Genomic DNA, 12,143 nt, shown 5'->3' on the forward strand with positions numbered 1-12,143 from the left:
GCTCGCCATCCGGCGCGAGCTCCACGACACCGAGGGCCTCGCCGCGGCGCTGAACAACCTCGCCGACACCTACATCTCGATGGGGCGGTTCCCGGAGAAGGCCCGCGAGCTGCTCGACGAGGCCGCGCGGCTGTGGCCCGAGCTGGACCGCCCGGACGGCACCTGCGCCACGCTGTCGGGCCTGGCCAAGCTCGACACCGACGAGAGCGAGGCTCTGCGCTCCTCCGACCCCGTCCGCGCGCGGGCGCTCGCCGCGCGCGCGGTGCAGCTCGCGCTCCGCGGGCTCGAGGCGGCGCGCGGCGTCCCGGACGCCGACGGCGGCGACTCCGGCAACCCGCGCATGGCCGCCGAGGCCCAGGTGCGGCTCGCGCGCGCCCACATGGCCGGGGGCGACCTGGACGCCGCCGAGGCGGCGCTGACGGCGGTCGAGGCGGCGCTCCCCCGCGTCGCGGCCCGCTACCTGACGATCCGGTACCACGCGGCCCTCGGGCGGCTGCGCCGGCTGCGCGGCGACCACGCCGGAGCCGTCGCCACCCTGGCCGAGGGGCTGCTGCTGACCGAGCAGTCGCTGCGGCCGATGGAGCGCGCCGACGTGCTGCTCGAGCTCGTCCAGGTGCACGAGGACGCCGGCGACCTGCGCGCGGCCCTCGACACCCACCGCCGGTACCACGAAGCGGTCATGGCCCAGCGCGACCAGGCCGCCGAGCGCCGCGGCATCGTCGTCAACGCCCAGCTGGACGTCGAGCGGGTCCGGCAGGCGCGCGACCAGGCCCGCAAGCGCGCCGCCGAGCTCACCGCGCTCAACGAGACCCTGCAGCACGACGCCGCGCACGACCCGCTCACCGGCCTGCTGAACCGCCGCGGCCTCGACGCGGTCCTCGCCGCCCGGCTCGGGCGGGAGGCCGAGCTGGCCTACGTGGTCGCGGACATCGACCTGTTCAAGGCGGTCAACGACGAGCACTCGCACCCCGTCGGCGACGAGGTGCTCCGCCGCGTCGCGCAGATCATGACCAGCGCCGTCCGGGTCGGCGACGCCACGGCCCGCATCGGCGGCGAGGAGTTCACGCTCGTGCTGCTGGACTCCCCGCACGAGCAGGCGCTGGCCGTCTGCGAGCGGATCCGGGCGACGATCGCCGGGTACCCGTGGCACGAGCTGTCGCCGGGCCTGCGGGTCACGGTGAGCTTCGGCGGCGCGATGGCCGCGGACGGCGAGGCGCGCGACACCCTCGTGTCCCGGGCGGACGCGGCGCTCTACCGCGCGAAGCGCGAGGGGCGGAACCGGGTCGTGTTCGACGGCACGCCGTCCACGCCCGCGGCGCTCCCCGTGCCGGTCCCGCGCACGGGCGGCGACCCGCGCGCGGCCAGCGGGCCGCGCACCCCGTCGGCCGGCACGGCCGCCGCCTGCCAGCCGAGCTGACGCCCGCTCCCGCGCCGGATCTCGCCGAGTCTCCGTCCCGCGACTGTCGTGGTCGCCGCGCGCGCAGTGCGAAAGTGGAGACTCGGCGCCGGGCGTCGCGCGCGGTGCGGAGCGGAGCGCAGCGCGCGCGGAGGTCAGCGCAGGCGGGCCGCCCTCGCTGCGCGGAGCGCGGCGGTGACCGTCGCGGTCCAGCGCTCCGGGTCGCCCGCCAGCAGCCGGCCCGGCCCGAGCGGCGGCACGACGGTGCGGCGTGCGACGCGCACGCCGTGCACGCCCCGTTGCACGGCGACCGTCCGGGTCGCGGTCAGCGCCAGCAGCCCCTCGCGGCCGTGCCGGTGCCCCCAGCCCGACGCCCCGCGGCCGCCCTGCGGCGCCGCCACCGAGCCCCAGGCCGCCTGGTAGCCGTCGTTGACGTTCACGCTGCCGGCGCGCAGCCGGGCCGCGAGCGCCGCACCCCGCCGGGTCGACCGGGTCCACACGGACGCGTTGAGGGCGTAGGCCGAGTCGTTCACCGCGGCCACCGCCTCGTCGTCCGAGGCCACCGGCGACAGCGCCACGACCGGCCCGAACGTCTCCTCGCGGAACGCCCGGGCGTGCGGGCCGACGCCCTCCAGGACCGTCGGCTCGTACACGTACGGCCCGAGGTCCGTGCGGTGCACGCCGCCGGCGAGCACGCGGGCGCCGCCGGACAGCGCGTCCTCCACGTGCTCGACGACGCGGGCCAGCTGCTCGGCCGAGGTGAGCGACCCGACGTCCGACCGGTGGTCCAGGCCGGTGCCGACGCGCAGCGCCCGGGTCCGGCGCGCGAACGCCGCGGCGAAGGCGTCGTACACGTCCCGGTGCACGTACAGCCGCTCGACGGACACGCACAGCTGCCCGGTGCCGCCGAAGCAGGCGCGCACGGCGCCCTCGGCGGCGACCTCGACGTCCACGTCCTCCGCGACGTACATCGCGTTCTTGCCGCCGAGCTCCAGCGTGCTCGGCACCAGCCGCTCCCCCGCCCGCGCGGCGACGACCCGGCCGGTCGGCGTCGACCCGGTGAACACGACGTGGTCCACGTGGTCCACGACCGCCGCCCCGACCGTCGGACCGTCGCCCAGCACGACCTGCACCAGCCCCCGCGGCATCCCCGCGTCCTCGAGCAGCTCGACCGCCCACAGCGCCGTCAGCGGGGTCTGCGGGTCCGGCCGCAGCAGCACGGCGTCTCCGGCCGCGAGCGCCGGGAGCACGTCCCCGAGCGTCAGGCTCAGCGGGTAGTTCCACGGCGCGACGACCCCGACGACCCCGACCGGGTCGTGCACGACGCGCACCGACGTGAGCCCCGGCACCAGCCCCGGGCGGCGCTCGGGCGCGAGGGTCCGCGGCGCGGTCCGGCCGAGGTGCCGCGCGAGCAGCGCGACGTCGACGACCTCCTCGTACGCCGCGCCGCGCGCCTTGCCGTTCTCGAGCTGGACCAGGTCGAGCACGTCGCTCTGCCGCTGGAGCAGCAGGTCGTGCACGCGCAGCAGCAGCCGCGCTCGGTCCCGGGCGGGGACGGCCCCCCACCGGCGCTGGGCCGCCCGCGCCGCGCGCGCGGCCCGGGCCACGTCGTCCGGCGTCGACTGCGGGAGGGTGGCGAGCGGCGCGCGGGTCCACGGCGCGTGGTGCGTGCGGGTCCCCGCCGCGGGCGAGCTCGCGACCCGGTCCGCCAGGTCGCGCAGGTCGTCCGGCTCCAGGACGAACGTGGCCAGGGGGTCGGTCTCCGGGTCGAGGACGCCGTGCTCGGGCACCATGCGGCCAGGCTACGCGCCGTGCCGGGGCAGGTCCCGGACCCGGCGCCCGGTCACGGCGCCCCGGGTCGCGGCGCCACGGCGCGTCAGCCCTGCGCCGCCTGCTCCGCCGCCCACGCCGCGACGCGGCGCGCCGACTCCTCGGGCGACAGGTCCTCGACCCGGGTCATCACGGTCCACCGCACGCCGAACGGGTCGGTGATCGAGCCGTAGCGGTCGCCGGACACGAACGTCGTCACGGGCTCGCGCAGGGTCGCACCGGCGGCGACGGCGCGCTCGACGGTGGCGTCGACGTCCCGGACGTGCACGGCGAGCGAGTAGGTCGCGGCGTCGGGGTCGGGGGTGGTGATGCCGTAGGCGGGCAGCGGGTCTCCCAGCGTGAACCGGCCGTTCCCGAGGTCGAGCGACGCCTCGCCGACCAGGTCGCCCATCCGGAACACGTCCACGACCCGGGCGCCGAGCACCCGCTCGTAGAATCCGATGGCCTCGGCGGCCGGGTGCACGACGAGGTGCGGGGTCAGCGACGTGATCCCGTGCGGGACCCCGTCGGTGGTGTGCGCGCCGGTCGCGGGGGTGGTGGCGGTCGTGGGTGCGGTGCTCTCGGTCATGGGCTCGAGCCTGGCCGCACCGGGCCGCCGGGTCTTGTACGAACGGGACAGGAGGGCGACGCGTGGTCGAGTCGGCGGGGCACCTCAACCCGGGCGACCCCGAGGTCGCGTTCTCGCGGTTCGTCCTCACCGAGCCCCCGGCCGCGCTCGACGACCTCGTCCGGCACGTCTGGGTGGCGCGCTGGGACGTCCCGCCCGGCGAGGTGCGGACGCAGCGGGTGCTCACCTACCCCGCCGCGAACGCGGTGCTCCAGCCGGCGGGCGCGACCCTGCACGGCCCGTCCCGGGTGCTCACCACGCAGGACCTCGCCGGCCGGTCGTGGGTGGTCGGCGTGCTGCTCCGGCCGGCCGCGGCGCGGGTGCTCACGGCGACGGAGCCCGCCCGCCTGGTCGGCCGGTGGGAGCCGCTGCCGGACGCGCCCCTGCCGGACGTCGCCGCCGCGATGGCGCGCGCCCCGCACGCGGCCGACGCCGCCGTCTCCGCGCTGCTCCGCGCCTGGCTCGCCCCGGCCGCCGCGCGCGTGGACGACGCCGGCCGGCTCGCGAACGCCGCGTGCCGGGTCGCCGAGGAGCGCGCCGACGTCCTCCGGGTCGCCGACCTGGCCGACCTGCTCGGGACGACGACGCGCACGCTCAGCAGGGTCGTCCGGCAGCACACCGGGCTGACGCCGAAGTGGCTGATCGAGTGCCGCCGGCTGCAGGCCGCGGCGACGACGCTGTTCGCCGACCCCGGCACGGACCTCGCGCGTCTCGCGGCGGACCTCGGGTACACGGACCAGGCGCACTTCACGCGCCGGTACCGGGCCGTGGTCGGCGAGACCCCGGCCCGGACGCGGCGGCACGCCCCGGCGGCCGTCTGAGCCGACCGCCGGGTCCCGGCCTCACACGCCGAGCGTCGCCCGGGCCTCCGGGTCGAGCAGCCCCGCCACCGCCGCGCGCCCCGCGGCCGGGTCCGCCGCCGCCAGCGCCGCGTCCGCCATCGCCCGGCACGCCTCGAGCGTGTGCCGCCGCAGCGCGAACCGGACCGCGGGCAGCGCGGCGGGCGACATGGACAGGCTGGTGACGCCGAGCCCCGTGAGCACGAGCGCCATCAGCGGGTCGGACGCGGACTCGCCGCACACCCCGACCGGCCGGTCCTTCGCCGCCCCCGCCCGGGCGGTCGCCGCGACGAGCTCCAGGACGGCCGGCTGCCAGGCGTCGAGCAGGTCGACGAGCTCGCCGCGCAGCCGGTCGGCGGCCATCGTGTACTGCGCCAGGTCGTTGGTGCCGAGCGAGACGAAGTCGACCTCGTCGAGCACCGCGGCGGCGCGCAGCGCGGCGGCCGGCACCTCGACCATCACGCCCGCCGTGCGCAGGCCCGCGGCGTGCACGGCGTCCGCGAACGCCCGCGACTCCGCCGGGGTGGCGATCATCGGCGCCATCACCCAGGGCTGGGTCCCGGTCTCCTCACCGGCCCGCGCCAGCGCGGTGAGCTGGTCGGTGAGCAGCCCGGGCGCGGACCGGACGAGCCGGTAGCCGCGCACGCCGAGCGCCGGGTTCTCCTCCGCGTGCAGGTTGGCGAACGCGAGCGGCTTGTCGGCTCCTGCGTCGAGCGTCCGGACGACGACCTTGCGGTCCGGGCCGAGCGCGCGCAGCACTCGGGCGTACGCGGCGGCCTGCTCGTCGACCGTCGGCGCCTGCTGCCGGCCGAGGAACAGCACCTCGGTGCGGAACAGCCCGACGCCCTCGACGGCTGCGTCGACGAGCTTCTCGGCGTCCTCGGCGGTGCCGATGTTGGCGAGCAGCTGCACCCGGTGCCCGTCGGCCGTGCCGCCCGGGTCGGTGTCGGACTCCAGCGCGCGCTCAGCGGCGGCGCGGGCCTCCAACGCTGCGCGGTCGTCGGCGGACGGCTCGACCAGGACGGTCCCGCCCGCCGCGTCCACGCCGACGACGACGCCGTCCGCGAGCGCCGACGCGCCCGTGGTGCGGACGACGCACGGGATGCCGTTCTGCCCGGCGATGATCGCGGTGTGCCCGGTCGGACCGCCCTCCTCGGTGACGAGGGCGAGCACGCGCTCGAGGTCGAGCGCGGCCGTGTCCGCGGGCGCGAGGTCGAGGGCGACGACCACGGACGGCTCGCGGAGCTCCGGCACCCCCGGCGCCGGCAGCCCGGCCAGCCGGGAGACGACCCGGTCCCGGACGCTGCGCAGGTCGGTGACCCGCTCGGCCAGGTAGCCGCCCGCCTGCTCGAACATCGCGGCGAAGGTGCCGACCACGGCGTCGATCGCCGCGACCGGGGGCTCACCGCCGCGGACCCGGCCGAGCACCTGGTCCCGCAGGGCGGGGTCGTCGGCCATCATCGCGGTCGCGCCCAGCACCTCGGCGACCGTGCCGGTGGCGCGGGACGCCTGCTCGCGCAGCCCGTCGCCCACGGCCGCGAAGGCGGCGGCGACGGCGTCGGGGAGCTCGTCGGCCGGAACCGCTGCGCCGTCCCGGAGCACCGGGGCGTCGCCGGGCACGGACGGGGCGGGGCGCACCCGCACCACCGGGCCCACGGCGACGCGGCGGCCGACGCCCACCCCCTGGAGCACCGTCCCGGCGGCGGGCGGTGCGGTCGTCTCGGTTCGCGTGTCGGTCATGGTGCGAGCGTCTCCCCGTCGAGATCGGTCTGTGAAGGGGCGGAGGTCCCGCCCGTGCGTCCCCGGGCCACGGCGGGCCCGGGGACACCAGGATGCCGTCAGGCGACGGCGGGCTGGGCGGTGGTCGGCGCGGTCGCGGCGGCCGCGGCGTCGGCCTCCCGCTCGGCCTCGACCAGCGGGCTCGGTCGCAGCCCCTTGAGCACGACCACGACGCCCGCGGTCACCACCATGCCGACCGCGACCGCCAGGAGGAACCCGAGCGCGTTCGAGATCAGCGGCAGCACCCAGATGCCGCCGTGCGGCGCCCGGAGCCCCGAGCCGACCGCCATCGTGATCGCCCCGGTGGCGCTGGACCCGACGACCGACGAGACGATGACCCGCCACGGGTCGGCCGCGGCGAACGGGATCGCGCCCTCGGAGATGAACGACAGCCCGAGCAGCCAGGCGGCCTTCCCGTTCTCCCGCTCGGCGTGCGTGAACAGGCCCTTGCGGACGACCGTCGCCAGGGCCATCGCCAGCGGGGCGACCATGCCGGCCGCCATCACGGCCGCCATGATCCGGTACTGCACGGCGTCCCCGGTCAGCCCCTCGGTGGCCAGCCCGGTCACCGCGAAGGTGTACGCGACCTTGTTGATCGGACCGCCGAGGTCGAAGCCCATCATCGCGCCGAGCAGCGCGCCCATGAGCACGAGGTTCGAGCCGGAGAGGCCGTTGAGCCAGTTGGTGAGCCCGTCCATGACGTTCGCGATCGGCCGGCCGATGACCACGAACATGAGGAAGCCGGTGACCAGCGAGGACAGCAGCGGCGTCACCACGACCGGCATCACGCCGCGCACGCCCTTCGGCACCCGCCACCGGCTGATCCACAGCGCGAGGAACCCGCCGACGAACCCGGTGACCAGGCCGCCGAGGAAGCCCGCGCCGATCACCACGGAGATCGCGCCGCCGACGAAGCCGGGCACCAGGCCGGGGCGGTCGGCGATCGCGTACGCGATGAACCCCGACAGCACCGCCACGAGGAACCCGAAGGCCGCGGCCCCGGTCTGGTAGAGCAGCACCGCCCAGTCCTGCCCGGACGTGATGCTGAACGAGGTGATCAGGTCCTCGACCGGGACGGCGGTCACCGCGACCGGGCCCTCGTTCCCCGGCCACGCCGCCTGCGCGATCATGAAGCCCAGGGCGATGAGGATCCCGCCGGCGGCGACGAACGGGATCATGTACGACACGCCCGTCATCAGCCACTGCCGGATCCGGGTGCCGACGCCCGCGTTCGGGTCGACCTTGACCGCGGGGCGCGGGGCCCCGGCCGCGGTGGGTGCGGCCCCCGCGGCGGCGGCGTCCGCCGCGGGCACGCCCGCCTCGACGGCCGCGACGGCCTGGGCGAGCACGCCGTTGGGGTCGTGCACCGCCTTCTTCACGCCGACGTCGACGAACGGCTTCCCGGCGAACCGGTCCTTGGCCTGGACCTCGAGGTCGGCGGCGTAGATCACGCCGTCGGCGGCGGCGATGACCGCGGGGTCCAGCGGGGTCGAGCCCGCGGCGCCCTGCGTCTCGACGTGGACCTCGTGGCCGGCCGCCTTGCCCGCCTGCTCGAGGGCCTCGGCGGCCATGTACGTGTGGGCGATCCCCGTGGGGCACGAGGACACGGCGACGAACTTCATGACGGCACCACCTCTCGCTGGACGATCTCGGCCACCGTGGCCGCGTCGGGCGCGTCGAGCAGCGACTGCCGGAACGACTCGTGCACCAGCCGGCGGGCGAGCGCGGCCAGGATCTGCAGGTGGTCGGCGTCCCCGCCCGCGGGTGCGGCGATGAGGAACACCAGGCGCGCGGGACCGTCCGGCGCGCCCCAGTCGACGGGCTCGCGGAGCTTGCCGACCGCGAGGCTCGGCGCGGCGACGTGCTCGGAGCGGGCGTGCGGCAGGCCGACGCCGCCGGGCATGCCGGTGGCCATCTGCGCCTCGCGGGCGCGCACGTCGGCGTGGAAGCCCTCCGCGTCGGTGACCCGGCCCGCGGCGGCGAGCAGGGCGATGAGCTGGCGGGTCGCGTCGTCGCGGTCGGCCGCGGCCAGGTCGACGCCGACGAGGTCGGCGGAGGTCAGGGGCAGGCTCATGTCAGAGCTCCTTCAGGGCGAGGGCGGGGTCGGGGTCGGCCACCAGGGCGACCTCGTCGGGTCGGACGTCGGACGGGCGCGGGACGGCGCTGCCCGGGAGCAGGACGGCGGCGCGGCCCCAGGCGACCGCGCGGCGCAGCCGGTCCGGGGGCGGGCCGTCGGCCGCGAGGTAGCCGGCGAGGGTCGAGTCCCCCGCGCCGACCGTGGACACGGGGACCAGGCCCGGGCCGCCGGCCCACCAGGAGCTGCCGTCGGCGACGAGCAGGGCGCCGTGCGCGCCGAGGCTGACGAGCACGGCGGCGGTGCCGAGGTCCTGCACCGCGCGGGCGGCCGCGAGGACGTCGCCGACGGTCACGAGCTCGCGGCCCGCCAGCTCGGCGAGCTCCTCGTCGTTCGGCTTCACCAGCGCGAGGCCGCCGTGCCGGACGGCGGCGGCGAACGGGGCGCCCGACGTGTCCAGCACGACCGGGACCCCGTGCCGCGCGCCCAGGTCGGCGACGGCGGTGAAGAAGTCGTCGCCCAGCCCGGCCGGCAGGCTGCCCGCCGCGACCACGGCGGTCGCCCCGGCGAGCTCGGACTCCACCGCGGCCAGCAGCGCCGCGACCTCGTCCGGGGTCAGGGCAGCGCCCGGGGCGTTGATCTTGGTCGTCGCGCCGCTCGACTCGGTGAGCGTGATGTTGGACCGGGTGTCCCCCGCGACCGGCACCGGCCGCGCGTCCACGCCCTGCGCGGCGAGCAGCGCGACGACCTGCGCGCCGTCCGGCCCGCCGGACGGCAGGACCGCCCGGGACGCGACGCCGTGCGCGGCGAGCGCGCGGGACACGTTGATGCCCTTGCCCCCGGGGTGCAGGTGGGTGGCCGCGGCGCGGTTCACCTCGCCGACCGCCAGCCGCTCGAGGTGCAGCGCGCGGTCCAGGCTGGGGTTCGGGGTCAGCGTGACGACGCGCGGCGCGCCCGCGGCGGTCATGCGCGCACCACCCGCGTGCCGGCGGCCTCGACCTCGTCCGCGAGCTCGGGCATCACCCCGGAGTCGGTGACGAGCGTGTCGACCTGCTCCAGCGACGCCACGTGCGCGAAGTCGGCACGGCCGAGCTTGGTGTGGTCGGCCAGCACGACCGTGCGCCGCGCCGCGGTCACCAGCGCCCGCTTGACGGCGGCCTCCGCGAGGTCCGGCGTGGTCAGGCCGTGCTCGACGCTCAGGCCGTTGGTGCCGAGGAACGCCGTGTCCACGTGGATGTCCGCGAGCTCCCGCAGCGCCCAGGTGCCGACCGCCGCGAGCGTCCGGCCGCGGACGGTGCCGCCGACCAGGTGCAGCGTGATGCCGGGCCGGGTCGCGAGCACCGTGGCGACCGGGAGCGCGTGCGTCACCACGGTCAGCTCGCGGTCCGTCGGCAGCAGCTCCGCCAGGCGGACCGTCGTGGTGCCGGCGTCCAGGATGATCGCGCCGCCGGCCGGCAGCTCCTCCAGCGCGGCCTTGGCGATGCGGTCCTTCTCCCCCGACAGCAGGCCCTCGCGCTGCGCCAGCCCGGGCTCGAAGCCGAGCTGCTCGACCGGGATCGCGCCGCCGTGCACCCGGCGGACCAGCCCGTGCCGCTCCAGGACGGTGAGGTCGCGGCGGACGGTCTCCGGCGTGACGTCGAGGGTGGTCGCGAGCGAGGCGACGTCCACGCGCCCGTCCCGTCGCGCGGCCGCCAGGATCTGCTGCTGGCGCTCCGTTGCGTACACGTCGCCTCCGTCGGGTCCGGGTCGTCTGCACAGCCGACCCGGGCGCCGAGGGAGGCCCGGCGCTGGGCGGCTGCGCGATCCAGCATGCCGCAGCCGGACACGGAAACGCAAGCAATCAAACCGACTCGGACTCAAACACGAACGAAACGGGCATCCGCCCACGCCCGGACGCGGCGAGGGCCGCGACTCCCCCTCGGGGAGCCGCGGCCCTCGGCGCGCGCGGGTGCCGGCGTCAGCGCGGCTGGTACGGGGAGACCACGATCTCCACCCGCTGGAACTCCTTGAGGTCCGAGTACCCGGTGGTCGCCATCGCCCGGCGCAGCGCGCCGATGAGGTTGAGGGAGCCGTCCGCGGTGTGGCCCGGGCCGAACAGCACCTGCTCCAGCGTGCCCGCCTGGCCGACCTGCACCCGCTCGCCGCGCGGCAGGTGCGGGTGGTGCGCCTCCGGGCCCCAGTGCCAGCCGCCGCCGGGTGCGTCGGTCGCGCGGGCCAGCGCGGCGCCGAGCATGACCGCGTCCGCGCCGCAGGCGATCGCCTTGACCAGGTCGCCCGAGCGCCCCACGCCGCCGTCGGCGATGACGTGCACGTACCGGCCGCCCGACTCGTCGAGGTAGTCCCGGCGCGCGGCCGCGACGTCCGCGACCGCGGTCGCCATCGGGGCGTGGATGCCGAGGGACACCCGGGTGGTGTGCGCCGCGCCGCCGCCGAAGCCGACGAGCACGCCCGCCGCGCCCGTGCGCATGAGGTGCAGCGCCGCGGTGTAGGTGGACGCGCCGCCGACGATCACCGGCACGTCGAGCTCGTAGATGAACCGCTTGAGGTTGAGCGGCTCCGCGCGGCCGGACACGTGCTCGGCCGACACCGTGGTGCCGCGGATGACGAACAGGTCGACGCCCGCGTCGACGACGTCCTTCCAGAACTCCTGCGTGCGCTGCGGCGACAGCGCGCCGGCGACCGTCACGCCCGCGTCACGGACCTCGCCGACCCGGCGGCGGATGAGCTCCGGCTGGATCGGGGCGGAGTAGATCTCCTGCATCCGGGCGGTCGCCTCGCCGGCCGGCAGCTCGGCGATCTGCGCCAGCAGCGGCTCCGGGTCCTCGTACCGCGTCCACAGGCCCTCGAGGTCGAGGACACCGAGCCCGCCCGCGCGACCCAGCGCGACCGCGGTCGCGGGACTCATCACGGAGTCCATCGGCGCCGCCAGCACCGGCAGGTCGAAGTGGTACGCGTCGATCTGCCAGCCGACGGACACCTCCTCCGGGTCGCGGGTGCGGCGCGAGGGCACCACGGCGACGTCGTCGAAGGAGAATGCGCGCCGTCCCCGCTTGCCGCGGCCGATCTCGATCTCGTTGCTCACCGGGACAGGTTACCGGCGCGGGCGCACGACGCGGGCCCCGCCGCGGCGCGCGACGGGGCCCGGGTGGGTGGTGCGGCTCAGCCCGCGACCGCGTCCACGACGGCCGCGCTGAACGCCGGCAGGTCGTCGGGGTTGCGGGAGGTGATGAGCGTGGCCCCGGCCGCCCGCGACACGACGACCTCCTCGTCGACCCAGGTGGCGCCGGCGTTCCGGAGGTCGGTGGCGAGGCTCGGGTACGAGGTGAGGGTGACGCCGTCCACGACGCCGGCCTCGATGAGGGTCCAGGGGCCGTGGCAGATCGCGGCGACGGGCTTGCCCGCGCCGAGGACGGCCTTCACGAGCGCCTGCGCGCCCTCCTGGGTGCGGAGGGTGTCGGCGTTCACCGTGCCGCCGGGGATGACGAGCGCGTCGATGTCGTCCGCGGACACCTGGTCCAGCGTGCGGTCGACCGGGTACTCGCCGCCCGGGTCGAGGTCGTTGTTCACGGCGCGGACGGTGCCGGCCTCGGCGGACACGAGGACGGGGGTGCCGCCCTC

Annotated in this window: 11 protein-coding genes; 2 read left to right on the forward strand and 9 right to left on the reverse strand. The window is 77.2% G+C overall.

Going from position 1 to position 12,143, the window contains the following annotated elements; genetic code table 11:
- Nucleotides 1–1,417 (forward strand): GGDEF domain-containing protein (locus M8R19_RS33065; protein WP_249920266.1); only part of this gene is annotated, 1,417 nt, incomplete at its 5' end.
- A 134-nt stretch (nt 1,418–1,551) separates the two neighbouring features.
- Here M8R19_RS33065 and M8R19_RS33070 read toward each other — a convergent pair.
- On the reverse strand, nt 1,552–3,189 hold the full coding sequence (locus M8R19_RS33070) for a succinic semialdehyde dehydrogenase (protein ID WP_249920267.1): 1,638 nt from the start codon (nt 3,187–3,189) through the stop codon (nt 1,552–1,554).
- An 83-nt stretch (nt 3,190–3,272) separates the two neighbouring features.
- Nucleotides 3,273–3,794, reverse strand: a complete 522-nt coding sequence (locus M8R19_RS33075) for a VOC family protein (protein WP_249920268.1) — start codon at nt 3,792–3,794, stop codon at nt 3,273–3,275.
- Nucleotides 3,795–3,856: 62 nt separating this feature from the next.
- On the opposite strand from M8R19_RS33075, the gene M8R19_RS33345 reads away from it, so the two are divergent.
- Nucleotides 3,857–4,654, forward strand: a complete 798-nt coding sequence (locus tag M8R19_RS33345; protein WP_249920269.1) for an AraC family transcriptional regulator — start codon at nt 3,857–3,859, stop codon at nt 4,652–4,654.
- A gap of 21 nt (nt 4,655–4,675) precedes the next feature.
- On the opposite strand, the gene ptsP is transcribed toward M8R19_RS33345, so the two are convergent.
- From ptsP to M8R19_RS33115, 7 genes are all read right to left on the reverse strand, one after another.
- Complete coding sequence (gene ptsP / locus M8R19_RS33085; protein WP_249920270.1) at nt 4,676–6,412, reverse strand: phosphoenolpyruvate--protein phosphotransferase; 1,737 nt, start codon at nt 6,410–6,412, stop codon at nt 4,676–4,678.
- Between the two features lie 98 nt (nt 6,413–6,510).
- Entirely contained in the window at nt 6,511–8,073 is a 1,563-nt protein-coding gene (locus M8R19_RS33090) for a PTS fructose transporter subunit IIC (protein ID WP_249920271.1), read from the reverse strand.
- Nucleotides 8,070–8,525: a PTS sugar transporter subunit IIA gene (locus M8R19_RS33095; RefSeq protein ID WP_249920272.1), complete on the reverse strand. Its 456-nt coding sequence runs from the start codon at nt 8,523–8,525 to the stop codon at nt 8,070–8,072. Before M8R19_RS33095 ends, M8R19_RS33090 begins: the two co-directional genes overlap by 4 nt.
- A gap of 1 nt (nt 8,526) precedes the next feature.
- The gene (gene pfkB, locus M8R19_RS33100; protein WP_249920273.1) at nt 8,527–9,492 is read right to left on the reverse strand and encodes a 1-phosphofructokinase; all 966 of its coding nucleotides are present in this window, start codon (nt 9,490–9,492) and stop codon (nt 8,527–8,529) included.
- Nucleotides 9,489–10,250 (reverse strand): DeoR/GlpR family DNA-binding transcription regulator, encoded by a 762-nt coding sequence (locus tag M8R19_RS33105; RefSeq protein ID WP_147794306.1) that lies wholly within the window; start codon nt 10,248–10,250, stop codon nt 9,489–9,491. Before M8R19_RS33105 ends, pfkB begins: the two co-directional genes overlap by 4 nt.
- Before the next feature lie 232 nt (nt 10,251–10,482).
- A complete protein-coding gene (locus M8R19_RS33110; RefSeq protein WP_249920274.1) occupies nt 10,483–11,607 on the reverse strand; it encodes a GuaB3 family IMP dehydrogenase-related protein in 1,125 nt (374 codons plus the stop codon).
- A 77-nt stretch (nt 11,608–11,684) separates the two neighbouring features.
- Nucleotides 11,685–12,143: DJ-1/PfpI family protein (locus M8R19_RS33115; RefSeq protein WP_249920275.1), on the reverse strand; the 459-nt coding region annotated here is incomplete at its 5' end.

Origin of the sequence: Pseudomonas sp. R3.Fl (genome assembly GCF_023516765.1) — a bacterium.
GTDB lineage: Bacteria > Pseudomonadota > Gammaproteobacteria > Pseudomonadales > Pseudomonadaceae > Pseudomonas > Pseudomonas citronellolis.